Origin of the sequence: Cognatishimia maritima (assembly GCF_900129685.1) — a bacterium.
In the GTDB taxonomy this organism is placed as follows: domain Bacteria; phylum Pseudomonadota; class Alphaproteobacteria; order Rhodobacterales; family Rhodobacteraceae; genus Cognatishimia; species Cognatishimia maritima.
The window spans coordinates 575044-600612 of the sequence record NZ_FQWM01000002.1; the positions used below are offsets into that span (position 1 = coordinate 575044).

At 53.5% G+C, this 25569-nt stretch carries 29 protein-coding genes; 22 read left to right on the forward strand and 7 right to left on the reverse strand.

Annotation, left to right across the window (positions count from 1 at the left end):
* Positions 1-36: 36 nt before the first annotated feature.
* Together BUA39_RS08295 and BUA39_RS08300 are read right to left on the reverse strand one after the other, a co-directional pair.
* Positions 37-642, reverse strand: a complete 606-nt coding sequence (locus BUA39_RS08295) for a hypothetical protein (RefSeq protein WP_072792592.1) — start codon at positions 640-642, stop codon at positions 37-39.
* A gap of 213 nt (positions 643-855) precedes the next feature.
* A complete protein-coding gene (locus BUA39_RS08300) occupies positions 856-2022 on the reverse strand; it encodes a tyrosine-type recombinase/integrase (protein ID WP_072792593.1) in 1167 nt (388 codons plus the stop codon).
* Between the two features lie 459 nt (positions 2023-2481).
* On the opposite strand from BUA39_RS08300, the gene BUA39_RS08305 reads away from it, so the two are divergent.
* Positions 2482-3714: a DNA methyltransferase gene (locus tag BUA39_RS08305; protein ID WP_084604823.1), complete on the forward strand. Its 1233-nt coding sequence runs from the start codon at positions 2482-2484 to the stop codon at positions 3712-3714.
* Here the strand turns inward: BUA39_RS08305 and BUA39_RS08310 are convergent.
* Together BUA39_RS08310 and BUA39_RS08315 are read right to left on the reverse strand one after the other, a co-directional pair.
* Entirely contained in the window at positions 3711-4796 is a 1086-nt protein-coding gene (locus tag BUA39_RS08310) for a hypothetical protein (RefSeq protein WP_165610500.1), read from the reverse strand. The genes BUA39_RS08305 and BUA39_RS08310 overlap by 4 nt on opposite strands.
* A gap of 629 nt (positions 4797-5425) precedes the next feature.
* Positions 5426-5551, reverse strand: coding sequence for an entericidin A/B family lipoprotein (locus BUA39_RS08315; RefSeq protein ID WP_072792598.1), 126 nt, complete (start codon positions 5549-5551; stop codon positions 5426-5428).
* A gap of 451 nt (positions 5552-6002) precedes the next feature.
* Here BUA39_RS08315 and BUA39_RS08320 point away from each other — a divergent pair, with 451 nt between their 5' ends.
* Positions 6003-6878, forward strand: coding sequence for a formate/nitrite transporter family protein (locus BUA39_RS08320; protein ID WP_072792784.1), 876 nt, complete (start codon positions 6003-6005; stop codon positions 6876-6878).
* Between the two features lie 85 nt (positions 6879-6963).
* Positions 6964-7461 carry a Dps family protein gene (locus BUA39_RS08325; protein ID WP_072792600.1) on the forward strand — a complete coding sequence of 166 codons (498 nt, stop codon included), beginning with the start codon at positions 6964-6966 and terminating at the stop codon, positions 7459-7461.
* Between the two features lie 103 nt (positions 7462-7564).
* On the opposite strand, the gene BUA39_RS08330 is transcribed toward BUA39_RS08325, so the two are convergent.
* Positions 7565-8392 (reverse strand): response regulator, encoded by an 828-nt coding sequence (locus BUA39_RS08330; RefSeq protein ID WP_072792602.1) that lies wholly within the window; start codon positions 8390-8392, stop codon positions 7565-7567.
* Positions 8393-8484: 92 nt separating this feature from the next.
* On the opposite strand from BUA39_RS08330, the gene BUA39_RS16790 reads away from it, so the two are divergent.
* From BUA39_RS16790 to BUA39_RS08385, 12 genes are all read left to right on the forward strand, one after another.
* On the forward strand, positions 8485-8661 hold the full coding sequence (locus tag BUA39_RS16790) for a NepR family anti-sigma factor (RefSeq protein WP_165610501.1): 177 nt from the start codon (positions 8485-8487) through the stop codon (positions 8659-8661).
* Positions 8651-9199 (forward strand): RNA polymerase sigma factor, encoded by a 549-nt coding sequence (locus BUA39_RS08335; protein WP_072792604.1) that lies wholly within the window; start codon positions 8651-8653, stop codon positions 9197-9199. The genes BUA39_RS16790 and BUA39_RS08335 overlap by 11 nt, the downstream gene beginning before the upstream one ends.
* Before the next feature lie 140 nt (positions 9200-9339).
* Entirely contained in the window at positions 9340-9840 is a 501-nt protein-coding gene (locus BUA39_RS08340) for a PRC-barrel domain-containing protein (RefSeq protein ID WP_072792606.1), read from the forward strand.
* Positions 9841-9909: 69 nt separating this feature from the next.
* Entirely contained in the window at positions 9910-10635 is a 726-nt protein-coding gene (locus BUA39_RS08345) for a Crp/Fnr family transcriptional regulator (protein WP_072792608.1), read from the forward strand.
* A 279-nt stretch (positions 10636-10914) separates the two neighbouring features.
* Entirely contained in the window at positions 10915-11163 is a 249-nt protein-coding gene (locus tag BUA39_RS08350) for a hypothetical protein (RefSeq protein WP_072792610.1), read from the forward strand.
* 189 nt (positions 11164-11352) lie between these two features.
* On the forward strand, positions 11353-11514 hold the full coding sequence (locus BUA39_RS08355) for a DUF1328 domain-containing protein (RefSeq protein ID WP_072792612.1): 162 nt from the start codon (positions 11353-11355) through the stop codon (positions 11512-11514).
* Between the two features lie 62 nt (positions 11515-11576).
* A complete protein-coding gene (locus BUA39_RS08360) occupies positions 11577-11855 on the forward strand; it encodes a FliH/SctL family protein (protein WP_072792614.1) in 279 nt (92 codons plus the stop codon).
* Between the two features lie 140 nt (positions 11856-11995).
* A complete protein-coding gene (locus BUA39_RS08365; RefSeq protein ID WP_072792785.1) occupies positions 11996-12181 on the forward strand; it encodes a PLDc N-terminal domain-containing protein in 186 nt (61 codons plus the stop codon).
* 134 nt (positions 12182-12315) lie between these two features.
* Positions 12316-12783 (forward strand): hypothetical protein, encoded by a 468-nt coding sequence (locus BUA39_RS08370; RefSeq protein ID WP_072792615.1) that lies wholly within the window; start codon positions 12316-12318, stop codon positions 12781-12783.
* On the forward strand, positions 12770-13171 hold the full coding sequence (locus BUA39_RS08375; RefSeq protein ID WP_072792617.1) for a phage holin family protein: 402 nt from the start codon (positions 12770-12772) through the stop codon (positions 13169-13171). The genes BUA39_RS08370 and BUA39_RS08375 overlap by 14 nt, the downstream gene beginning before the upstream one ends.
* Entirely contained in the window at positions 13158-13928 is a 771-nt protein-coding gene (locus tag BUA39_RS08380) for a DUF883 family protein (protein WP_072792619.1), read from the forward strand. Before BUA39_RS08375 ends, BUA39_RS08380 begins: the two co-directional genes overlap by 14 nt.
* 6 nt (positions 13929-13934) lie before the next feature.
* A complete protein-coding gene (locus tag BUA39_RS08385; protein WP_207546201.1) occupies positions 13935-14969 on the forward strand; it encodes an AI-2E family transporter in 1035 nt (344 codons plus the stop codon).
* Positions 14970-14986: 17 nt separating this feature from the next.
* Here BUA39_RS08385 and BUA39_RS08390 read toward each other — a convergent pair whose 3' ends face one another.
* Positions 14987-16399: a mechanosensitive ion channel family protein gene (locus BUA39_RS08390; RefSeq protein WP_084604825.1), complete on the reverse strand. Its 1413-nt coding sequence runs from the start codon at positions 16397-16399 to the stop codon at positions 14987-14989.
* A gap of 196 nt (positions 16400-16595) precedes the next feature.
* On the opposite strand from BUA39_RS08390, the gene BUA39_RS08395 reads away from it, so the two are divergent.
* From BUA39_RS08395 to BUA39_RS08425, 7 genes are all read left to right on the forward strand, one after another.
* On the forward strand, positions 16596-16961 hold the full coding sequence (locus tag BUA39_RS08395) for a hypothetical protein (RefSeq protein WP_072792620.1): 366 nt from the start codon (positions 16596-16598) through the stop codon (positions 16959-16961).
* A 207-nt stretch (positions 16962-17168) separates the two neighbouring features.
* Positions 17169-18842: a sensor histidine kinase gene (locus BUA39_RS08400; RefSeq protein ID WP_072792622.1), complete on the forward strand. Its 1674-nt coding sequence runs from the start codon at positions 17169-17171 to the stop codon at positions 18840-18842.
* An 18-nt stretch (positions 18843-18860) separates the two neighbouring features.
* Positions 18861-20303 carry a phospholipase D family protein gene (locus BUA39_RS08405; RefSeq protein ID WP_242648559.1) on the forward strand — a complete coding sequence of 481 codons (1443 nt, stop codon included), beginning with the start codon at positions 18861-18863 and terminating at the stop codon, positions 20301-20303.
* 66 nt (positions 20304-20369) lie between these two features.
* Positions 20370-21230, forward strand: a complete 861-nt coding sequence (locus BUA39_RS08410; RefSeq protein ID WP_072792626.1) for a YihY/virulence factor BrkB family protein — start codon at positions 20370-20372, stop codon at positions 21228-21230.
* Between the two features lie 86 nt (positions 21231-21316).
* Positions 21317-21520: a hypothetical protein gene (locus tag BUA39_RS08415; protein WP_072792789.1), complete on the forward strand. Its 204-nt coding sequence runs from the start codon at positions 21317-21319 to the stop codon at positions 21518-21520.
* A gap of 104 nt (positions 21521-21624) precedes the next feature.
* Positions 21625-21822 (forward strand): CsbD family protein, encoded by a 198-nt coding sequence (locus tag BUA39_RS08420; protein ID WP_072792628.1) that lies wholly within the window; start codon positions 21625-21627, stop codon positions 21820-21822.
* Between the two features lies 1 nt (position 21823).
* A complete protein-coding gene (locus BUA39_RS08425) occupies positions 21824-22339 on the forward strand; it encodes a pyridoxamine 5'-phosphate oxidase family protein (protein ID WP_072792630.1) in 516 nt (171 codons plus the stop codon).
* A 71-nt stretch (positions 22340-22410) separates the two neighbouring features.
* On the opposite strand, the gene BUA39_RS08430 is transcribed toward BUA39_RS08425, so the two are convergent.
* Positions 22411-24987, reverse strand: a complete 2577-nt coding sequence (locus BUA39_RS08430) for an HWE histidine kinase domain-containing protein (RefSeq protein ID WP_072792632.1) — start codon at positions 24985-24987, stop codon at positions 22411-22413.
* Positions 24988-25569 lie beyond the last annotated feature (582 nt).

The following is a 25569-nucleotide window of genomic DNA, read 5'->3' on the forward strand; positions in this document are numbered from 1 at the left end:
AACATCTTTTGTCCGCAAGACAAAGGCGGTTGGGAATTATTTTAGTTTGGTTTTGACCCCATGTTTTGCAAGCACCGCACAGATCTTTTCCAAAGCTTGAAATTCCACAGATTCGACAGCACCGTCATGCTCTACGGCCATATATTTGAAGGTCATTGCGCTATTGATCTTCGGCCTACTCTTTGACTTCTTATAGTAAGTGCCATTGAATTTCTCTCTCAACCTGTTGGCCATTCTAATGATGTCTTCTTCATCATAGGCGTGAGGGGCAAATTGCTTTGCCGCTACAAAGGCCAAGGCGTGGGGAGTGCGAACCTTCGGAACATCAGGTGGGTTTGGAGAGTTGTAGTGCTTGATTTTGTGCATGTCGCGATTGCACTCATCCCGATGAAGTAGTTCCCCCATATAGCGAAGAGCTTTATAATCGGCATCATTGGTCACTGCATATTTTGACGCGCTCTTCCCCACCAAAGAGTGCATTGCTTTGTTTAAGCGGATAGCATCACTTTCTTCCGATTTGTCATCTGTGTTTGCTCTAATAATCGCAAGTAACAGCTTTTCTAAAATGTCTGGGTCACATGATAAGCCATAGAACGTTTCTTCTTCGGCTTCGGCATTAGTACTCACTTCTTGGTCTGTCATTTGGCAACCCATCTAGTAAACAACTCGGTCGACGTGCGATTAGCGCACGCGCACGCGCGAAAGCGCAAATGCAAGATAACCCAATTAATACTTCACTACATTGGCAGCGTTTTTTGTAGAGAGTTGAACAGCACTCGTGGATTCGATCTGAACCGGCGGCGTGAAGCACGCTCTCAACCTGAGTGCCGTCGATAGGGTGGGGTCACTCGAGAGTCAGTCGCGTGGCTCTTTCAGTTCTAAGATGCGTTTAGCCACCAGTTCGACTGGCTCCCGCAGACGCTCGGCATTCACCACAATGTAGCCACCCGTTACATCTCCATTGGTGCGGTGGTTCAGTAGACGCTTAAGCGCGTAGTAGGGCACGTCGAGGCTCTCGGCGATTGTAATGAAGGTGCGCCGCAGGTCGTGCAGGGTGAAGCTGACACCAGAACCAGCTGACACGCGCAGGAGAAATTTCTTGGTTTCGACCAGATGACCGGTGCGCCCCGGCCCCGGGAACACCCAAGGGGAGCCTTGGTTCGCCTCGCGACGTTGGGCCAACAGGTCGGCAAGAAACTCGGACAGAGGGAGGGTCAGCGGGTCGCCGTTCTTGGTGGTCGGCAGGTGAAGTGTCTTGGCCGAGAGGTCCACGTTCTCCCAGCGCAGTTGCATCACTTCGCTGCGGCGCATGCCTGTGAACAGAGCAGTCAGCAGGAAGTCCCGAGAATAATCGGGTTCCGCCATGACTGCCGTCCACCATGCGGGCAGATCAACAGCGGTCACAACGGTTTGACGGCGGCGCTCTTTGAACCACGCCCGCGCTTGGGTCAGGATTTGCACCGGATTGGGCGGGAAATCGTTCTGCGTCGCAGAGGTGAAATTATAGACTGAACGAAAGTGGCGCATCACGTTGTTGCCGGTGGTTTCGCCGTGTATCTTACCAATCTCCTGATGCTTCTTAAGCACCATCTGGCGGTCGATTTCCTTCATCTCCTTCTTGCGCCAAGCTTTTAGATAAAGCTGTGCCGACCGGCGGTAGTTGCTGATCGTGTGGGGCGACAGAGTCTTGCGGGCCTCGAAGAAACGGTCAAAGGCCATTTCCACGGTGACCCGTTCCCGCTTCTCTTTGCGTTTCTCTGCATTAGGGTCGCGCCCTTCGGCCATCTCGCCCAGAATGACCAACGCCTTCTTGCGGGCGATCTCGGGAGCGAACACGTCGGCCCGGCCAATCGTGACCCGCCGTGTGCGCCGGTTCACCTGCCCTTCGGCGAAGAACACCTTGGAGTTGGCTCCAACCCGCAGCCCGAAACCAGACAGCATGGTGTCGCGATAGAAAACCTGACCACTGGCGGGATATGGAACTTCATCGACCGCGCGGCGCGTAAGACGTAGACTTGGCATTGTGACCCTCCTTCTGGCCACAAATCATTATAAGCACATCCAGAGAAAAAGCTCGACTTTTCAGATGATTATGATGCACTTTCCTGCACATGGAAACATGTTGGCATTAAATCAAAGACTGGCGTGCACATTTTTTACTGATCACAGAAATCGCTTTCGAGTAGACAAAAATAGTCTCATGGCGTGGATAACTTCCGTGAACTTGGCTCGCGGATAGGAAAACAAATCGATGTTAGCACGAGAGCAGCCTAATCGGCCTCGATGGCTTCACTCGACAATGCTCAGGCTAGGGAGATTTGAGTGGTCAAGAAGTTATCACCTGATCAAAGGAAAAATATCCGCACTGCTGTGAAAGCGGTCGATTGCAGTATCTAGCGACCTGAGGTACCAAGGGCTCTACATATGGGGGCACCCACTTAGTAGGTGAATGCTACTTTACAACCAGACAAGGTAGACAGAATGAACAAGGAAGCCATGCGAGATCTATTTGGTGCACAAACTGAGCCATGGCGGAACTATAAGCCGATTGTTACTCGGGTCGATGACGAGCCTAACTCATGTATTTGGGATATCCCCTATACAATCCCGCAGCTTGGATACCTGACTCATAACCACTTCCGTTACTATGGAAAGTTCCCGTCTGTCGTTGCTGGCCAAATACTTGATGATTTACCACCGGCCTCCCCAAACGATTATGCATTAGATAACTTTTGCGGCTCGGGCACTACCCTAGTGGAGGCGCGTTTACGCGGGATCAACGCATTCGGAGTCGATGTCAGCTGGCTGAGTGCCCTCGCTTCAAATACTAAAGTCGCAGAGATCGATCTTAAACTTGCACGGGAAATCTCAGAGCGTGTTCTCGCGGCAGGACAAAGCGTAGATGCTATCGAGCTATTACAGGACAAGTATCGCGAAAAATGGTGGCCACAGCAAACAGCCAGAGTGCTTACTGCGTTCCAAGATGCCCTGTTGCGAGAAACTGATTCTCCGGAAAAAGATTTCTGTCTTACCGCGTACTTAGCTATTATTCGGCGTGTGTCCTACGCCTACGATGGCGAAGTTCGGCCACATTTCAACAAAGACAAGACTCCGCGAGAACCCTTGGCCGCGCTATCCAAGAAGATCAATGACATGATCGGGCGACACCGTGAGTTTCTCGATGCTTGCGAAAAACCATCCATCGTTTCGTGCATTGTTTCCGACAACAAAGAAATACCGCGAGATGAGCTGCCCTCCGGGGACTGTTATTTGGTTATTTCCCATCCACCTTACCTAAACAGCTTCGACTATAGCCCAGTCTACGGACAGGAATACTATTGGTCCAAGCCATTTCGAGCATTAGATGATGATAAAACCCGGCGAGCTGCGGAACTGAAGGCATGGCCTGCGAAAGACAAGCTGGTGGAAGACTATTACGCTGGCCTATCCGATTGTTACCGCGAAGCTTATCGCATTCTTAGACCGGGGGGGCATCTAGCCGTGGTCATCGGCGATTGCACGATACAGAAGAAACTCGAACCAGTGCTCGACAAATGTGTAGATTTGATCGAAGCGATTGGCTTCCGTACCGAGAAAGTCAATTACCGAACTACGCACTATGGCCTTGGGAAATATGCCTATAGCCACCGAGCGGATTACCATGGCGAAGCAGTCAAGCGGGATGCCATTATTTACTTTTCAAAAAGTAGTTAGTCTACGATGACAGAGCCATTTCCATATCGAATAGTTTGTTCTTTTCCGGTGTCGAGATCGGTAAAGATTTTCAAATCAAAATGGTTGACTATTTCCTTACACAATTGAGTCACTGCGAGGTCCGTACCTAGCTTTTCTTTTGTAATCTGCTCAAGAAAACTGTCACCAAATGCCTGTTCGAATTTCTCAAACGCAAAAACAATGATCTCATCACGAACGACAAGGTTGTGGTCTATACAAGCTCGCACCATGTTTCTGCTCTTTTCCTCCCAGTGGGAGATTTCCGTCATAACCAGAACACTCACCAGGTCACTTTCATTGTCACGCTTGTCGAATTGACCGAACCTGCCCTTTCTTAGATCAAGCGCAACAAATGACGCCTGCTTCGCTTTTTCGGGGGTTTGTGGTCCGGTTAGGCAATCGTTCAATAGTGCAACAACGCCATCTTCATTGATCGACATTATCTCAAGAATCTTGCTTGCGCCAACACTTGGCTTAATCTCTCGTAAGCTCTGGTTGTTATTCAGAAAAAACGGTTCTGCATCTACCGTGAGCCCGAAAATGAAACGATGCTCGTTTTCTAGGGCTGCGTTCAAAATTGTTTTGCCGTTTTGACTGACAGAAATTCCTGGTTCGGGCTCGCTGGAAAATACCACGCTGAAATCAACCCTTTCTGCGGCCCAACGAGGGTTCATTGAAAAATTGATGTTTTTCCCATAGGCAACGTGGTTTTTTCCTTGACCAAAATTCCGTTTAAACGTTCCGTTTACTGTTTGCTCTACGCCAACCTTTTTGCATTCAATAAATGCCAGCAATTGATCGATGGGTGGTAGTTCACCGTTCCCAGGATGCTCGTTATACACTGCAAATTCAACCTTATGACCTGCACCCGAAAATCCCTCCAATTTTGGTTCGATAACCAGTTTTGACCAGATCTCGGGGTCTTCTTTCATTGCTGCCATAGTCAATACTTCAAGCATGTCACCTATCTTGCGGCCAATTTGATGACCTTTTCGGCGGTAGTGAGAAATGTACTTAAAAATGTCTGAAATGTACGTTCCTGGGCAGGCGTTCGAATTCATTTTTGGGATCCTTTGGGTGATCCGTGAAGCATAGGCACGCCACCCTGCGGTGTCGAGCTGTAGTTCAAACCATCCGGACCAATAGAGGAAGAAGCTAGCACCAAAATCCTGCCTCGAAGGAACACTGGGTATGGCCTCGCCCAAGAGTAAGCTGCTTAGAAACCCATGGCGGGGAGGGGTCTACTAGTAGGGCACTACTTTTGCGACTAGTAGGGCATTAGTAGGGCGTGTTCGTCAAACGTTCTGAAAGGCTGTGCAAGAGCATCAAAAATCGAGGCCTTAATTAGTCAAGCAATCGTAAGGTGTTATGCGACGGCATATGTCTCGATCCGGTTCTTTCCAATAACTCGACGCCAAAATTCGTAAGGACAAGGTCGGGGGTTCGAGTCCCTCTTGAGGCACCACATTCTCTTCCAGTTGTGGTTCTTAATTTCTTCTAATACCTTATTTTACATCGAAAATCTCGAGAGCAATGTACGAGGTTGTCCGAAGTGTTCCCTCTGAATCTAATCCCAATGGGGGTAAGATAGGGGGTGAACCTTGTTCCAATTTGACACGCGAAAGAACCGGTGATCTGTCTCATTGCCCGCAGTCGCACGCCGCCGATACACAGGCTCCATCCGGCGTGGTTACTGCGCCTCGCGGGCCTCTTGGCTGATTTCATCGCCTGCGTTGGACAGATCTTGGCCGAAGCCTTCGACGGTTTCACAGGCCACGACAGTGACAAGGGACAGGATGACAAAGATAAAGCGCATGGTCGGGTCCTTTCTGAACAGTTCGTGCGGCAAACACACGTTCTGGAACGCGCAAAGGGCAAGGATGTTCCTGAAAATTGTGCAACCTGCGTGAGCGACCGACCCGTTTTCCACCTTCGTACCGGAAAAATGTCAGGCCAAACCTGCAGAAACAGGTTTGGCCTGAAAGCTTCAGGCTTCGAGAAGGTCGCGCCTGGCACGAGGTAAATAACCCAGACGATCCCCTCTCAAGGTCTGCTGCATAGCTCAGCACGGCACGCTACATCACGTCGGCCAGCGCTGGTATTTCACGTATCGCGGGCAATTAACGCGCGTGTTTCGTATTGGTTCCAAAGTTTTTTGAAAAAGCGCAGTTTTCGGAACCTTGTTTGAAATCAAACGTTTCTTAAAGGGTGACGCTACGCGTGCGGCCAAGCGCACCTAGGCGAAAATGACACGACAGGAGCCCGGTTTGACCGATCATCACGACCACTTGCTTGCCGAAGACGATGACGAAAGGAACGCAGTGGACAACGCCGCTGCCTTACCAGCAAAGCTTGTTTTTGAAACCATTCGCCTTCAGGGCGAAGAAGAGCTGCAGCGCCCAATGCGCGCGCTGTGGTGGGCGGGCGTCGCTGCGGGCCTGCTGATTTCATTTTCCGTTTGGGGCGAGGCGATCCTGCGCGCGGTCCTGCCGGACAACGGATCGCGTTATATTATTGAAAACGCTGGATATAGCCTCGGCTTTGTCTTGGTCATCCTCGGCCGGATGCAACTATTTACCGAAAACACGATCACAACCGTAGTCCCCGTCGTTCAGAACCCAACGCGACAATCCTTTCTACGCACTGGGCGCTTGTGGGCAGTGGTCTTGATCGCCAATCTCGTTGGTGCGTTCGGGGCGGCGGCATTTATGGTTTTTGCCCCTGTCTTGTCAGAACCGGTGTTTAAGGCGGTGATCGCTTTAAGTGAGCATGCCACAGGTATGAACTGGCAAGAAGGCTTGGCGCGCGGCATTCCTGCGGGGGTTCTGATCGCCGCTTTGGTTTGGATGTCGCCGAGCGTGGTCGGCGCGCAGCTGCCACTTATTATTCTGATCACGTGGTTTATCGCGCTTGGGGACTTCACGCATATTGTTGCTGGTTCTGTTGAAATGGCATTCCTGCTGTTGCTTGGTGAGCTGCCTGTCACCACGGCGATTTTTCAGTTTTTTCTGCCCGTTCTCCTGGGCAACGTGATTGGCGGAACCGTCGTGTTCACCTTGCTTACCTGGGCACAAATCCGGCACGAAGTCAGACTCGCGAAGGAGCGCAAGCTGCCATATGCGGCTCGAAACCACCTCCGATGATTTGAAAGTCGGATTCTTCGATCCACCTTGGAACAAATCCGGCAGCCGCTGGTTGTAGACATGAACCTAATAATGGAGATGAAAATTGGCTGACGCACTTAATGTTGTCCCGACTGAAAACTTCGTATCGACAGGTGTTCGTGAAACCTCGGTTTTGGCCGAAGCACTTTCAAACGTGCTGGCCGAAACCTATCGGCTCGTTTTCAAGACCCACGCGCTTCACTGGAACGTGGAAGGGCCGCTGTTTTATTCAGTGCACAAACTGACCGAAGAACAATATGGCGATATGTTCGCTGCCGCCGACGAACTGGCGGAACGTATCCGGGCGCTGGGTCATCTGGCACCGTCACAATTGCAGGATGTGATTGATGCCTCCCGCGTTGTGGACAGCGACGCGAATTATGATGCGGCCTCATTGGTGGCGGATCTGGCAAACGATCACGAAAAACTTGCCCATCGACTTCATGCGCTGATCGAACTGGCGGGTCGGCACAATGACCCCGTGACCGAAGACATGGCTACCGCACGCAGCGCGTTCCATGAGCAAGCAACTTGGATGCTACGCTCTCTAAGCAAGACCTAGGGCGCGGTCCAAGAAGTTAATACGAGTGTGATGTGTAACGATTACGAAACCCCGCCTGATATCATTCAGGCGGGGCTTTTATAATCAGTGAAATAGCGGAGATTTAGCCACGCAGAGTCTCGGTCGATGCAAAGAACATCGCTTGGCTAACAGCAGAGCGCACTTGCTTTTCAGTGTATGGCTTAGAAATGAGGAAAGCCGGTTCTGGTCCCTGACCGGTCAGCAGCCGCTCTGGGAAAGCAGTGATGAAAATAACAGGGCGGTCGCCCTTCTTGCCAAGGATCTTGTTGACAGCATCAATCCCGCTTGAGTGGTCTGCGAGTTGAATATCGGACAAAAGCAAGTCAAAATCTTCGCGCTCAGCTAGGGCGATTGCGCCATCTTCGGTCCGCGCGACGCCTGTGATTTGGTGACCCATTTCAGCGACGATGCCTTCTAGGTCCATGGCGATGATTGCCTCATCTTCGATGATCATCACCTTGCCGGCAATCGCGTCATTCATTTCAGACACCGCAGTTTCAACAAGCTCTTCCGCTTCACCGGTGTCCACTTGCATGATCTCGGCGACCTGAGGAATCGAAAACCCTTCGATCGAATTGAGAAGCAGCGCTTCTCGGCTGTTGGTGGTCAAGCGCGACATATGTGCCTGCGCACGGGCCGCAAGGCCGGTTTCACCGCTTGCATCGACGGGCATCCCGGATGTCGACCAAATTGCATGAAAGGCGCGAAACAAGGCCACTTTGGCCGCGGACTGCGGATCGTCCCCGCTCACGTTAAACGAACCGGGATCAGCAATGATCGCCTCAAGCGTTGCTGCTGCGTATCTGTCACCCGTGTCCTGATGGCCGGTTAAAGCACGTGCGTAGCGGCGTAAATATGGCAAACTGACCCCAATCAGAGAACTGATATCTTGGGTGGATGGGTTGCTCATTCAATTTTTCTCCGGTTTTTTCTTATAACGGCAGGAACTAAACTCGCATTCGCACGTTATGGTTCCGAGAATAGTTGAGCACAGAGACAAAAATGTCGAACAAAAATCGCAAGACCCCCGACCCGGAGGTCGCCGAGGAGATAGATCGCAATCTCAAGCGCGCATTCGATGAGATGGCGCAGGAGCCCTTGCCGGATCGGTTCACCAATTTGCTTGAACAGCTTCGCGCTTCGGGCGGGCGGTCTGACGAGGCCTCAAATGACAGTTGATCCAAGTGAGGAGCTGACAGAGCATATTGGTGCGCTGCGCGCTTTCGCCATGAGTTTGACTCGAAATTCGGCAACGGCTGACGATCTGGTTCAGGAAACCCTTATTAAAGCCTGGAAGAACATCGACTCCTTTCAGCCGGGGTCAAACATGCGTGCTTGGTTGTTCACCATTTTGCGCAATACTTTCTATTCTCTGCGCCGCAAGCGCAAACGCGAGGTAGAAGATACTGACGGGTCCTTGTCATTGTCCTTGGCCTCCAAGCCAGACCACGATGGTCGCTTGAACATGCGTGACTTTATGAAGGCCTTTGATCAGTTACCAGATACCCAACGTGAAGCTTTGGTACTGGTCGGTGCGCAGGGCTTTTCATACGAGGAAGCGGCGGAAACCTGTGGTGTCGCTGTCGGCACGATCAAAAGCCGTGTTGGGCGCGCACGTGCGCAATTGGCCGACTTGCTGAAGCTGAAGGACGATGAAGCGCTGGAACTCACAGATCGTGTCACGGCAGGCATTGTCTCACACCAATCCATCGCCTGAATTATCTACCTATTACGACTAAAAGCGCCGCCTTCTGGGCGGCGTTTTTTCAATTTTTAAAAGGAATTAGAAGTAATTTGGGAACTTCGTGCCACTTTTGAAGGTTAGTAGTGCAAGTGCTGCTACCTGGGAGATGTGAGATGAAGGAAACGATTAAGATATTAACACTATCTGCTGCCATGATCGCCTCGACAGCTATTGCCGGCGCAAAGGGACGCGCAGTTGAGACGACTTCAGCAATGCCAACGGCGCTGTCTGCCAGCACGCCATCTGACATGCTGGTCGACGAACAGGTTGAAGCGCAACCTTGGTTGATCCGTGCCGGAGACGTCGCAGGCTCTGCAATTTACACTCTGCCCAACACCACCGCCGAGAACTGGGACGAAGCATGGCGCGCGGCGGACCTTCATTCAAATGCAGTCGAGATTGGTGAGATCGAAGACGTGGTCTTTAACAACGACGGCGATATGAAAGGTGTGGTTGTCGGTGTGGGCGGCTTTCTTTCATTCGGGAAGAAACAGGTGATAATGCCGCTCTCTGACCTCAAGATGATCGCTCTTGAGGACGACTCCTTTGCCTATCTGACATGGATGTCCGAAGCGGACTTGAATGACATGGCCGTCGTCAACAGCGTTTTTTGATCCAGCGTCGCGCAAGAATTCCGCCACCCGTCACTTTCCCGAAACGCACGATAATCGAAAGGCCTTTATATGCCGACCAAATGTGAAAAGTGTCCTCTGCGGGGCCTACCGCTTTTCTTGGAGTTCAGCCGGGATGAGCTCGACTATATGCAACGTTTCAAAACTGGTGAAATGATTGCAGAACCCGGCACCCACCTTTTGTCTCAGGGCGAAAAATCCCCGCAACTGTTCACTGTTTTGTCGGGGATGGGACTGAAATACAAGATGCTGAAAGATGGTAGCCGTCAGGTCGTGGGTTTTGTGATGCCCGGCGACTTTCTGGGGCTGCAGGCTGGCGTCATGGGGAAAATGGGCCACTCGGTTGAGGCCGTCACGGATATGACACTCTGCGTCTTTAACCGGGCCGCGATATGGGAGTTGTTCAGTGCGCACCCCGAGCGCTCCTTTGCAATCGCACATCTGGCGGCTGTCGAAGAACACTTCCTTGGAGATGCGCTGGCGGCGGTGGGTCAACGACCAGCCTATGAAAAAATCGCTTGGGCCATGGCACGGTTTTTCAACCGTGCGCAGGGCACTGGACTCGCTGTCAAAAACACGGCACCGCTACCCTTCACGCAACAGGATTTGGCAGACGGATTGGGTCTGTCTTTGGTCCACACCAACAAACAGCTTGCGAAACTGCGGCGCGATGGTGTGGCCAGTTGGCAGAAGGGCACATTGACAGTCCACAACCGCAAAGCATTGCTGGATATCGCAGGCGAAGAAAGCGAAGTTGAGTGTCGCCCGCTGATGTAATGTGCGCGTCGAAAAAATTTATCGACTGCAGATTTTTTTTGGGAACCTTCTTCTGAGTTTTGCGTCTACCTCATATAGGCAGATTATTGATCCTGCCTCTGGACCCCGTCCCCGGAAATTGGTCCAACACTCGGCCCCCGCCTTTGTCCCGCGGGGGCCATTTTCATTTGAGCGATTTTCTGCCCGAAAACACATTATTTTATTCGTTTTCAATTAATTAGGGGAACGAAATTGGTTTGCTGACGTTTCTAATTCATAGCAACCCGAAAGGACGATACAATGAAACCATCCATGATCTTTGCCGTGATCGCCGGTGTTCTGGTATTGGCATTTGGCATCTACATGATCGACATCGATCAGACGCAAGAAACGCGGCTTCCAGACGTTGATGTCTCTGTAGAAGGTGGGCAACTCCCAGAATTCGACGCTGATGTTGGCGACATCGAAGTGGGCACAAAGGAAGTGACCGTAGAGGTCCCAACCGTTGATGTTCAAAGCCCGGAAGAAGACGTTGCGGACGCACAATAAGCTCCACAAACACAAGAACTTTTACGAGCGAAAGGCGCAGTCGATCTGACTGCGCCTTTCTCTTTGTGTGGCAGAAACACGCCGCCCGCACCAAGAGATTTCTGGCAAGAACAGGAACCAAAATGAGCCTTACTCGTTGACTCCCTACAAGGCGCTATCACAGCGCATCATAGTCAAAGGAGTATAACCATGCTTGGTTGGGCCATTACATTTCTAGTCGTCGCTTTGATCGCGGCGGTCCTTGGATTTGGCGGCATTGCGGGTGCATCCGCAGGTATCGCACAGATCCTTTTCGTAATCTTCATTCTGCTGTTCGTAGGGTCGCTGATCATGCGCTTCGTGAAGCGGTGATCGACAGATCAACTGACAGCTGACTGCAAATCCAGAGCCACGCAACATAGAGGAATATTAATATGTCGTCCACGACCGAAACCAAAGCTTACCCAAATGGCGATGCGAAAGGGCAGGAAACGTCCGCTTCGGCCATGGCTGCGCAGGTAAAGGATCAGGCCGCTGAGACCTTTAAGTCTGCGCAAGAACAGCTGGACCAGGGCATCGCCCGCAGCAATGAAGAGATACAGCGTCTGGCCAAAGAAGGGCGCGAGTTTGTTGCCAAGAACCCTGGCGTTGCGCTTGCTGGTGCAGTGGGTTTGGGTTTGATTGTTGGCCTGGCCATGCGCAAACGCGGCTAACCACATGAAAAACCAATGCTAATGGCTGCGATCTTCGCGGCCATTATTTTATTTATTCCAATAATTTAATGCGATTTTCGGAACTCAATTTCAGTTGTCGCGTTGATTAAACAGACTGAGATATGACAAAGGAGATCGCCATGGAATTTGGCCTCATTGGACTACTTATCTTGATTGCAGACATCTACGCGATCATTCAGGTCGTTGGCTCTGGCTCATCGACCCTGTCGAAAATAATCTGGGTACTTGCGATCCTGATCCTGCCTGTGATCGGCTTCATCGCATGGCTGGTGGCTGGACCGCGTTCCTCCACGGCACGCATCTAAGACTTTGCTCTGATTGAAAGGGCCTGACGCAAGACGTTAGGCCCTTTTTCTATGCGAGCATGGAAGGGAAGGCGGAACTTCTGAGGGTCACCTGCGTTGACTCACCACAAACCGAATTACAGGAAGGCAGAGACATGACGGATACATCTGGTCTAGAGACGAAAGCTCGACAACAGGTTTCCGACCTCAGCCAAAAGGCGAAAGAGGTTGCATCTGAAAAGGTCCGGCGCACGGTAGATTCTGCGCAATCGCAAACCGCAGCGGAGGTTCAAGCTACGGCTGATGCCGCACAGGCTGCGTCGCGATCTTTTGAACCCGGCTCAATGCAGGCGCAAGCCACCGATTTTGTTGCCGCGCAATTGGCCGACGCCGCACACCGCGTGCGTACGGTTGACTTAGAAGAAACCGCTGCAGAAGTGGTAGGTTTTGCCCGCCGGAACCCGTTGATTTTTATCGGCGCTGCCGCCCTCGCTGGCTTTGCAGCAACCCGCTTCATGAAAGCGACGGCGGAAGAACCCGCGCGTTTGCCGGCCCCGATGCCGCAGGACCCTTACACAAGGGCTTATCCAACAGAAGAGGAGACCTCCTATGGCACATCGTGATCTAAGACAGGCTCCTGACCTTCTGATGCGTGCGGTACACCATTTTCTAGCGCTGTTGCGCAGTGAAACCGCCTTAGTCAAAGAAGAACTCAAGCAAAACGCCGCGCGTGCGGGTGTTGGGGTAGGCTTCCTTGCTGTTGCCATGCTTCTGGCTTTGGTGGCACTGAACGTGCTTGCCGCCGCGGTGGTGGCTTGGATCGCCGCTACAGGTCTTTCTTTTGGCTTTGCGTCACTCATCGTGGGCTGCACTTTGCTTACCGTTGCGCTGTTTCTGGCGATGGCGGGCAAATCGCGCCTCCAAGCAGACGCTCTGTTGCCATCCATGACCATCCGCAACGTCAAGAAAGACGTTTCAAGCATCAAAGAGGCTGCCGATGACACATACTGATGCACTCGAAAAACAAGTGGCCAGCAACCGTCGCAGGCTCGCTCAATCGCTTACCGATTTGACAGATACATTGGCCCCGCAGGCCGTATCCGAACAGATTTTTGCCTCTGCGACTGGCTATGGCGACGAAGTGCGTCGCCAAGCGGTACAGGCGGCAAAACGCAATCCTGCCGCGCTGCTGATTGCAGGTACTGGGCTCGCCTTGATGCTGACGGGCACAGGGGGGCGACGCCCGTCCCCTGCCGCGCCTGCCACCTCGACGTCGGCGGTTCCCGCGCTGAAAGCCTTCCATGGCTTTGACGAGCGCGTGGCCAAAGCCGACGCAGCGATCAAAAAGGAGATGACAGGAATGACCGACGAAAAGCTAAGAACCAGCCGCATGCGCGACGCTTTGGAGACAGGGTTGGACGCTTTGCCCGAGTCCGCCCGAAAGCGTGTCATGAAAGCGCGCAAGGCCGCGCTTGATGCTCAGCAATCTGTCGAGGCGCATGCCACGGAAATTGCTGACCGTTCGCGCACCTATTTTCATCAGAACCCGCTGGCCGTTGGGGCGATCGCCGTGGGCATGGGCGCGCTGATCGGTGCGCTGCTCCCCTCGACACGCCGCGAAGATGAAATCCTTGGCGCGCATCGTGATGCGCTTGTTCAGAAGGCAGAGGAAACCCTGCGCGAAGAAATGGACAGGGTCTATGTGAAAGCGCAGTCAAAGTTGGATCAAAGCACGGGCGAAGCGTCGACCCCAAACAGCATCGGCTAACTGTGAATGCCCAAAATTTTCGACACTATGCTTTGCAGTCGTGGTATCCGCGTGATGCTGATGATCTTAACGGTCATCAGCATCGTTGCGGCGCTGGCCTATGCCAAGCAAATCCTTGCGCCACTGGCCTTCGGTCTGGTGCTGGGCGTCGTGGTTTCACCCGTGGCAGATCGACTGTCGCGCCAAGGCGTGCCGCGCCCGGCAACTGCACTTGCGTTGCTTTTACTAACGACCCTTCTCATTGCGACGATTTTTTTGCTGATTGAGCCGATGGTGAACATCCTGCTGGATGAGCTTCCCCGTATCAAAGCAACGATGGCCACTTTGATCGATCGCGCGTCTAATTTGCTGCGCGGGATCGAAGAAATCAGCCAAGAAATCGAAGAAAGCGTTGGCGCAGACAAAGGTGGCGATGCCGAGCCAGCGAATAAAGGGCTGCCATCGGTAGGCGACGCCATTTGGCTCGCCCCCAGCTTCGTGTCGCAGGTTTTCATTTTTGTCGGGACACTCTTTTTCTTCACCCTCACACGCAACGATCTCTATCGCCTAACCGGCCGGCTTGAGGCAAAGCTGCGGCATGCAGACAAAAGCGTGTCGCGTTATTTTGCGGCCATAACGCTGGTGAACGCTGGGCTCGGGGCAGCAACAGCGGCGGCGCTCATGGCGTTGGGTGTGGAATATGCCATGCTGTGGGGTCTTGCTGCTGGGCTATTGAATTATGTGCTTTACCTTGGGCCATTGATGATCGCGGTGGGATTGGCGGTTGCCGGTATGGTGCAATTCAGCGGGGCTTACGCTTTCCTTCCGCCAGTCATTTTCCTGCTGTTCAATTTGACGGAAGCGAATTTCGTGACCCCGCTTGTGGTCGGCAAACGCATGGCGATGAATCCGCTGATGATTTTCCTGTCGATCGTTTTTGGCCTTTGGCTTTGGGGACCGGTCGGAGCCTTCGTGGCGTTGCCCTTGCTGCTATGGATGGGCGTCATGTTAGAGCCAGATCCGAAAACCATTATCCAGCTTGAAGATTCCCGCACGGCATAAGCCGCAAATCAAGCGCGCTATTCTGTTTGCTGTCGCGCATCCAACAGGTTTTCGGGGCTATCGTCGCTTTCCCTTTCGCGCTTTGCCACATCAGCTGAGGCCAACTCTGCCCGTGCTGGATCAGCGGCGTCAGGCAGCGTACTGATGGTTTTCTGGCGCTTCTTGGGAGCCTCGGCTGCAGAAGACTGAGGTTGAGCGGGCCATGTGGCATTGTCCAAACGCACGCGATAGATCGGTTCCGGCAAACCAAAGCCTGCGCTTTCCAGCGCCACCTTGGTCGCGCGGATCGCCTCACCCCGGGCTTTTGCAAAATTGACCTCGTTCTGATTGACCCACCCGGTGAACGTCAGAACCACGTTGGAGTCCCCGACATTGCTGATCCATGCGCCAACCTCTGGATCGTCCAAAACAAATGCAAGCGTTTCGAGTGCGGCCACGCCGGTGGTGAGCGCCGCAGCTAGGTCAGCCTCTGCATCCACACCAAGATCAAAGTCAAATCGCCGATTGGGGTCACGCGTGAAATTCACAATGCGCCCTTTGAATACAGTGGCATTCGGAATGCGAATATGATTGCCCTCCGGCGATATCAGTATCGTCGCCCGAGACGTTAGCCGTGCTACCGTTCCTTGATCGCCTTGGATGTCTACAAAATCGTTAGGGCGGAACGGCTGGCGTAGGCTCAGCAGGATAGAGGCGATGAAGTTTTCCACCGTATCCCGCACCGCAAAGCCGAGCGCCAGACCTGCCACACCTGCGGCGCCCAAAACGGCGCCGATCAATGCCGTCGCGTTTAGAATATCTAGTGCAAGCACCAGACCGACAAGGATGAAAAAGATACGGGCGACGGTGCGGTAGACATCTGCGATAAAAGCATTCGGTGCGAGCCTGCCCCATATCCCGATCCGACCAGTAAGAAACCATCCCCCGGAGGCGATCAAAGCAAAGGCCGCCAGCGCCACAAGGAAGATCGGCCCGTTCGCAACAAGATTCCGCAACCGCGCGCTCACCCGCTCCATCGCCGGGGTCAGTCGTTCTTCCAAAGTGCCACTGACACTGGTTTCATTTTCAATCGCAACCACACCGATGACACGATTGATGATCTGAGTCAGGCGATCTTGGGTAACATTGTCGATCACTTCTCCGGTCAGCCGCACCACGCCGCTAGAGACGGCGACACTGACGTCTTCATATCCGTCGATCTCTGCAAGCAGTTTCTGGATGCGCCGCAGGATCTCATCATCGCCGATCGCCTCATCGCCAACTGCAATTGTGCCCTCTGTTTGCACGGCCTCCGTTGCAGATTGCGCAACCACGCTGGTCGCGGCCCCGGAGAACACAAGCCCAAACAGCACACAAAAAGCAGCATACAGGCAAATGGATTTTAACCTTGTGTAAACCCGCAGGGCACCAAAGAACGTCTGCTGACTCATGCTCAAAAAACCTTTGCCTATAGGCGTTGCGCGCGTTTCTCTCCCGACAAACAGTTGACTGTCGCTTGCTGGAAATCAAGTTGGAAGGCTTCGGAAAACTGCGATAAATTTGCGAACCATATGTCATAGATTAATGCATCCCCTAAGTACGCCGGACATGAGGTACGTCTCTACAACAAGAGACGAGAAAGACGTTATGCTTAAGACGATGGGTGCAGACGACGCACCTGTATTGATTTTGTCCCCCAATGCGCTGGAAGCGGCAGACATCGGCGACTTTTTGTTGCGACGTGGCTGTCCGGGGGTCATCACCGAAACGAGGCTAAACTCCGCCTCATCACCACTCAACTATCTTGCCCATGCACCCAAACTGGTCTTCTTTGCCTTTCCGTTGAACACAAACGAAAACAAAGATTGGGTGAAATCGGCTTTGGCGAAAGACTGGCAAATCATCCTGATCAACGGCGACAACACAGACCCTGATTTTCAGTCGCTTCGGATGATCAGCCGGCCGTTTAGCTCAAGCCAGCTTGAGGCCGCATTGACGGATATGGATATCTAGGTCGATCTCGGCGGCAATTTTGATTTGCCGCCGGGCAAGCCAGTTCAGCCACAAAAAATTCAAACGACATGGAACCAACGCAATGCTTCGCGCGTTTGGGGGGCGTGACCTATTGCATTTTCGCGGGTTAAGCAGCGCGGAGTTGTACAAAAGATCAGGAACTGACAGGTTGCAAACACGAGGCGAAGAAAGGCAAAAGACCCGTTAATGTCGATGAAAAAATATTTCAAATCAATCATCGTCAGGATCGCAGGCTTGCTGACGCTTGCGATGCTGCCGCTTGGCTTGATTGCAGTTTATCAGACAAGGGTCGTAGTCGAAGACGCGCGTACGATGTCCAGCGCTGCGCTGATGGCGCGCACCGTTGCGGCTGCTTCAGAAGAGCGCGAATTGATCAAAAATACTTTGGGGATCGCCGAGGGTCTTGCCTCTGTGATGCCCGAAATTCCTCGACTGCGCTGCGTTGATATTTTGGACGCCCTAGTGTCTGACCACAGGCTTATCCTGTCTGCAGCCTATGTGGACGAAAACGGAGAACCGATCTGCCGTTCGTCTTTTGAAGTCGCGGACTTTTCGATCTCACGAAGTTTTTCCGAGGTCCTTGACCGAGAAGACCCTTTTGTCAGCCTGGTTCCAGCAAAGAACCTACCGGGTCGCTATGTCACTGTCGCGACCCAGCCTATTTTTCAAAGCGGGGCTGTCACTGGGTATATCCTTTTGTCGATCTCACACGCGCAGGCAAATTTTGCGATGCAGGTTCCCGAGGAAGAAGAGGGGCTGCAACTCATTTCGATCAACCTCGATGGGGACTTGGTAACAGCCAGCACACCACTTGATGTGGCGCGGCAGTTCTTGCCGCTCGGCAGAACGGTGGACAGCTTGCCGCAATTCATTGGCAGGACCTTTCGGGATGTCAGCCGTTCGGGGGAGGATCGCTTTTATGCCATCGTTCCGATGATCGACGATGCGCTCTATCTTGTCGGCAGTTGGCCGTTGGGCATGCTTCCAGAGGAACAATCTCGATTTCAGGCGACTGTCGCTGTGCTCTTTCCAATCCTGATGTGGATTGTCGGCATTGGGGTCGCGATGTTTGGCATGCGGCAGCTTGTGGTGAACCATATCGCCGAACTGCGGTCGGCAATGCGTCGCTTTGCCCTTGGCGAACGTGACGTCGTACCACTGACGTTATCGTCGCCGCCATCGGAAATCGAAGAAGCCCAACGCGCATTCAATCGCATGGCGCTTTTGATCAACGATGCTGAGAAACGGCGTGAACAGGACCTCCAGGAAAAAGAGGTCTTGCTGCGCGAAGTGCACCACAGGGTGAAGAACAATCTTCAGCACATTGCCTCACTGATCAATTTGCAAGCTCGCAAGGTCAGGTCTCAAGATATCCAGAATTTTCTTGCCACCCTAAACCGGCGTGTGCGTGGGCTGGGTGTGCTGCACCGCTATATGTATAATACGCCAAACGCGGCAACGGTCAGCGCGGCAGAGCTGATCGAAGCGGTTTTGACCGACCTGCGTGATGCCTATGGAACTGCCAAGTTGCCGAAGATCACGACCGACCTAGAGCCTGTCGAATTGTTTCCTGATCAGGCCGTGCCCCTGTCATTGTTGATGTCTGAACTGGTAACCGAGGTCTTGGGCGCGGACGGAAGTGGTGTTGGCGACGCAGGTATTCACGTGGCACTACGTGCTGTTGACGAGGATAGGGTGAGCCTTTTGGTTGACGCCCCAGATGCTCGGGTCGAAGTGGAAGATACTGCGATCGGTGGCCAGCTGATCCGGGCGTTCACCCGTCAACTGGGCGGAACCGATGAAACCCTTCGCGGAGATACGGGTTATAGAGTCAGGATAGAATTCAAACGTCAGAGCTGATCTGACGGAAAGGTAATGATGTCTTCTGACTTTGAGGTTCTTGTGACCGCAGAAGAAGCCTTCCCCGCGTTTGAGCGTGCGGTTTTGGGGGCAAAATCGCATATCGTCGCAGGTTTTCGCATCTTTGACATGACAACCCGCTTACGTAGCTCAGAGGCGCAACAGGTCGGCGCAATATGGTTCGACCTGCTGGCGCACGTTCTGCAGAAAGGCGTTCGGTTTGATCTGACCGTCAGTGATTTTGACGAGGACATGGCCGCTGATCTGCACGCCCAGGCGGCACAGACCGTGCGTCAAGGGCAAGAACTGGCAGCACGCACGGGTGTTGATACATCTCAACTCAGGGTGCGCATGCACTTGCATCCGGCCCGCGCTGGGTTCCTTCCAAGATTGTTTTTCGCCCCTGCCGTTCGCCGCAAGCGCCTGAACACCTCAGGCGTCGCTGCACGGCGTCCCGCCCTGCCACCGCTGCACACGGTCTCGCTCCACCAGAAGCTGGCGGTCATTGATGACGAACTGCTCTATGTGGGCGGGCTTGACCTGAACGAAAGGCGGTATGACACCAAGGACCACACCCTGCCTGCGCACCTTTCATGGTCCGATGTTCAGGTCATGGTCCGAGGCCCTGCCGCAAAAGAAGCCCGCGAACATCTGGAACGATTCACAGACGTTGTTTCCGGCCGCCAAAAAGCGCGCGGGTCCAAACATATTCTGCGCACCCTTTCTACGCCTCGTGCGGTGCAGCTGCCCTATGTCTCTCCCCGATCACTGGTGAACGAGATCGAAACCGCGCATCTGGATGCCTTTCGCGACGCACGAAAGCACCTTCATATCGAAACGCAATTTCTGCGTTCCGGTCGCATTGCCGCAGGCTTGGCCAAAGCCGCTGCAACCAATCCAGACCTGACAGCCACCATCATTCTACCCGGCACGCCGCAGGACCTTGCCTATGAGGACAATGAAGGCCTCGACCTGCGTTACGGTCTTGCCCGTACAAAGGACGCTGTTGAGACCGTCAAACAGGCCTTCGGACAACGGCTACTGCTTGCGACACCCGTTCGGCCTGTGATGGCCGCGCGCGATAGCCGCGGAACATTGGCAGGCTCCCCGCAGATCCATGTGCATAACAAGGTTTTGGTGAAAGACGACGACCTGCTGCTGATCGGATCGGCCAACCTAAACGGACGCTCAATGCGGTGGGATACAGAGGTCGCAGTGGCAACGCGCGATCCACACCAAATCCAATCCGGTGTGCAGAAGCTATTGCAACACTGGTGGTTTGATCCCCTTACCCAAGAAGCACGTGATCACATATCTGCCTTTGACTGGTGGCGCTCAGAGATCAAAGCCAACGGGGCCAAACTACCGCAAAACCGAACTGGCTTTCTGGTACCCTTTGACGTCGATAAAAACATGGAATTGGCACAACGCCTTCCCGGCGTGACCGAGGACATTGTCTAAGACGTCTCGGAACGATTCTTGCACTGGCACGTTGAGTCATTGAACGCGCCAACGCAAGGAGGACCAATGTCATTGCAAGAAAATCTAAGTGCGGCCCTGCCGACTCGATTTTCAGGGTCTTGGCACTTGCTCCTCGGTATCTGGAAACGTCAGAAAGACGCCAACGCAGGACTGCTTGCGGCTGGCATTGCCTTTTATGGGCTACTATCCCTGTTCCCCGCAATCACAGCCGCCACCGCTTTGGCAGGGATCGCGATGACGCCAAGTGCTTTGGCCGAAAATTCTCAGACACTGACAAATATCCTGCCAGAAGAGGCGGGCAGCATTATCCTAAAAGAACTGCGTAGCGTCCTGGCAGCGGATGAATCCACTCTGGGCTTCGCCGCAATAGCGACGCTTGGTTTGGCACTTTATTCTGCTTCGCGCGCTACAGCGCAAACCATGACCGGGTTGAATACAATCTTTGGTAAGACTGAAACCCGCGGGTTTTTCAAGTTTATCGCGGTGCAGATCGCGCTCACCGTGACGTCAATCGTTCTATTGACCATTGCGATTGCCATCGCCGGGGTTTTTCCGGTCGTGGCGGGCTACACAGGTTACGAAATTCTGCAGCAGATCATTCTGTTTCTGCGCTGGCCCATTCTTATGATCATTGGGGTTCTGGGGATCACACTTCTTTATCGCTATGGCCCGTGCCGCCGCACCGCCAAACGCCGTTGGATGACAACCGGGGCGGGGATCGCTTGCGTGCTGTGGCTGATCGCCAGTGCTGGTTTCACGATCTATGCGGGGTCGTTTGGCTCTTACAACCAAGTTTTCGGCACATTGGGCGGCGTCATCATGCTCTTGACTTGGCTCTGGCTGACAGCCTTTTCGGTGCTGCTTGGTGCGGCCGCCGATGCAGAGCTGCAACTGCGCCCCCACTAGCAGCACACCTTCCCGCCTCAATGTCACCGCTGCGCGTCCCTCTGGGCAGCAGCGAACCCACCGCAAACTTAAAGAAAGGAATGACCATGGCAGAACGACATCGCTCTCATGACGGCCACAAGGAAACCGAAGACGTGCTTGGCGCGAAGGGCACGGTGTCTCAGCAGGGTCGGACCGGCGGTCGACTCCCACGCGACATCGGCACCGAAGACGAACTCAAACGCGCGCACGAACGCCCTGCCGGGAAAACCCGCGTGACCCGCAGCAAAGAGGCAGAAAGCGGCTCATAGGAGCCGTCCCACCACCGTGCGCCGGAACTTTGCTGATCCCGACACGTTGAGAAAGCGGAGCCGCCTAAGAGGTGGTGCAACACAAATTCACAAGGAGAAAGAACATGGACGACGATCGCATCACAGGCAAATGGACTGAACTCAAAGGCCAACTGCGTGAGGCCTATGGTGAATTGACCGACGACGAATTGGAACAGACCCGTGGCGAACGCCAACAGCTTGAGGGCTTGTTGGAACAGAAACTTGGCCAAACCAAAGACGAGGTGCGCCAGACCGTGGACCGTTTCTTGGAGCGTATCTAACATGGCACGCAGACCTGAAACCGACCAAGACGCAGCCGATCAGCTATGGAAACGCCTACAGGACACAAGGGCTGGCATGCTATCCATCGACGACAGCACGCAGCATCCGCAGCCGATGAGCCATTTTGCAGACTCTGACAGTGGCGTGATTTGGTTTATTACGTCATCTGATACCGATCTGGTCGGTGCTGTCGGTCATGGCGGCGAGGCGATCTATGTTTATCAGTCGCAAAAGGGTGACTACCACGCCTCGATCAAAGGGCCTCTGGTCGTCTACGAAAGCGAAGAAACGCTGGATAGCCTTTGGAGCACACCCATTGCTGCTTGGTTCGAGAAAGGCCGCGAAGACCCGAAGGTCACGCTGCTGCAGCTGACCCCTCGCGAAGCCGCGATTTGGGCATCGGATTCAAACCCGATCCTTGTCGGTTTGAAGATGATCAACGCAGCTCTGAGTGATGACATCAGCGAACCAGATGTCGGCGTGCATCACGTGATCAACTTCCGTGACGTGGCCTAAGCGACTTTTCACATTCAAGAAAGCCCGCCGGTTTCGACTGGCGGGCTTTCTCTTTGCTCATCAAGACCCGGTTATTCGTCACCTCCCGCAGGAAACAACGTCGCAAGTACAGCGCTCAGTTGTTCGATCGCATAGGGTTTCTTGATCAGCTTAACTTGTGGGTATTGGCCGAGCAGCTTTTCCGTGTCGCTGAAGCCAGTGGCCAAAACAACCGGTATTCCCATTTCAATGGCGCGCTTGACCACTTCGTCAGAGGTCTCTTTTCCCAGGTTCATATCCGCAAGCAAAAGGTTGGGCGGATTGCTTTCCAGCTGTGCCAAAGCTTCTATGACCGTACTGGTGGTCTCTGCCTTTTCTGCGCCCAGTTGCTCAAGCATATCGGCCGCGTCCATGGCGATGATCATATTGTCTTCGACCACCAATGCGCGCCCGGACAAATTAACGTCGGACTTCACCTCGGTGTTGTGCTCCACCGCATCCTTAAGCTTTTGCTTTGTCGATGGCCGCACATATTCGCGCGGCAACACGAACTTTGCTTCCAACCCGTCCGGGTCAAACTGCACTTCAGCGCTCCCCTTGAGTTCAAAAGGGATCGACTTTTCAATGATCGTCGTCCCAAACCCTTTGCGTGTCGGGGCGGAAACAACCGGTCCGTCGTGCTCTTTCCAAAGCAGCACCGCGTCGCCGTTGGGCAAGAGGTCCGTATGGATTTCAATGCGCCCGCTGGAGTCGCTCAATGAGCCGTATTTGACAGAATTGGTCACCAGTTCATGCACGACAAGGGCCACGCAGGTAAACGCTTCGGACGCAAGATCAAGATAATCCCCCGACATTTCCACGCGGTTGGCTTTCCCTGCAAGGAATGCGTCCGTCTCATTTCTAATCAAAAGGCCCAAGGGGCTCCAATCCCACGCATAGTCGGTCAACTGGTCGTGGGCCCGCGACAGGGCATGAATGCGCGCATCGAGGATCTCTCCAAAGGTGTCAACCGTATCGACGTTTTCTTTCCCCTGAGAGACCAACCCCCGGATCAGGTTCAAAACATTGCGCACACGGTGGTTCAACTCGGCAATCAACAACTCCTGTTGATCCTGCGCGCGCTTGCGTTCCGCGTTGTTTTCATCGGTCATTTTCAAAACGACCTCAATCAGAGTGGTGCGCAGCGCTTCGGCAGTCCGCTGTTCGCGAGTCCGCCAAGGCTGACTCCGACCCTTCATGATCTCCTGCCACGCCTCGAAACTTTTCCGAGGCGTCAGCCGGATGCCATTTGGCCCCACTTTAATGTTCTTCTCTGGCTTTCCGGCCCATGTGACCGAGGTCACGATTTCCTGCCGAAACAGCACAAAGTAATCACGCGGTTTGCGAGAGACAGGAATGGCCAGCAATCCTGCAATGTCTTCCCCAAGCTCTGCTGCCGCTGGATAGCGTAGCGCCAATTGATCCGTATGGTAAACCTGCCCGGGCGGTGTGGAATTCAGGAACCGCGCCAGATCCAAAAATGGCTCCTTTGCTGGCGCGATCCCGACGGACTTGTAGTGCCCATCCGAAAAGATCGCAGCACCATCAAAATCAATCACCTCGCCAATCCCGCTGCACAGCTCCTCAAAAGCCGCAAACAGGCTGTGGCCGCTGGATAGGCGCGGCATCAGCCGGTCATGCAACGCTCTGGACCGGTCAATCGCGGTCAATTCATCGGTCATCTCAAGGCGAGTGAGTTCGAAATTGAACAGCTGCGCAAAGAGTTCGACTGAAGTGCGGTTTTCGTAGGTGATGTAGCGCGGGCTGTAGTGATGGCAGGCAAATAGCCCCCACAACCGACCATTCACAATAATGGAGACCGACATCGAAGCCGCAACACCCATATTGCCAAGGTATTCCAGATGGATTTTCGATACGGACCGCGTGACCGCTAAAGACAAATCCAATGGCGTGCCATTGGGGTCGACTATGGGATCGATCTGGTGCACGGGCGCATTGATATCAGGGATGATCCGCAAAAGGCTGCGCTTGTAAAGCTCGCGCGCCTGTTTCGGGATATCGCTCGCTGGATAGCGCAGACCCAAGAAGGGTTCGATCTCTGGCTCGCGCGCTTCTGCGATGACCGTCCCGCTATCATCTTTTTCAAACTGGTAGACCATAACCCGGTCAAACCCACTTAGGGCTTTCAGACCGCGCGCGGCCTCATTCGCCATCTTACCCAGATCCGAATGCCGCTGAATACGCGCGAAAAGGGATTGCACTAAGGCCGGGTCATGCGATGCCGGGTTCGGCTCGCGTGGCTCGAACTCAAAAATGAAAAGCCGCCCTGACTTATGGATAGAAATGTCAAACAGCGCCCCGTCGCCAAGCAGATCATAGGAAAATACCCGCACCGGTCCGTCCTCAAGCGGCATGATTTGCATGCGCGTGCGCAGATCATGCAGGGCTTGGGCAGACAAAACCTCCGTCACCGGGCGCCCGGCTAGCGACTCATCTTCAAGCCGAAGCATAGCTGCGCAATTGGTCGACGCATGCGCGATGATCCAATCTGCAGAAACAGCAAGTAGACATCCGAAATCCTGAACTTCACCAATGATATGGATTGGTTCTTGATCACACGTGGTTAGATCGACGCTCGGATAGTCTGACTGCATGGGTTGTTCAGACATGGGCAGCCCTCCCTCTGGCAGGCTCCGAATCCACACAGGATAGGCAGAATTCAAACAGGGCGATACAATCTATGACAACTTCGTCCGCAAATTTCCCGGTCGCCGGCATTTTCTCTGTTCGAGCGACAAATTCTCGCCAGAAGGAGACATAGTCAGGGGCATTCAGAAATGCCTTCGCGCTTGAAACTTCAGGCAATGCCGTATCCAGCCACTGCCGTTTCAACACTTTCGCCCCTAACCTTGACCCAATGACGAGGTAGTCAATGGCCAAAGCATTTGGTTGAAAAGACAATTTTTTTCGAGGGGAACAGAGGCCTAGAGACCTCAAATCGGCGTTCAAACGGTTTAGCATATCATGTACAATCAGAGCGCAGGATGCATCGTCACAGCGCTGCTCGATGGCAGAGAAAAACCGCCATTGAAACAAGAGAAACTGGCGAAACCCCGTAGCGCCTGCATGAACCAAGGGTGCCAAATTGGCATCCACTAAGTCGTGATTGCGACGAGTCTCTGCTCGTAGTCTTAAACGCAAGGAACCTTGCAACCCCACCCCCCGACCGCCGAGCGATTCGTCATTAACGA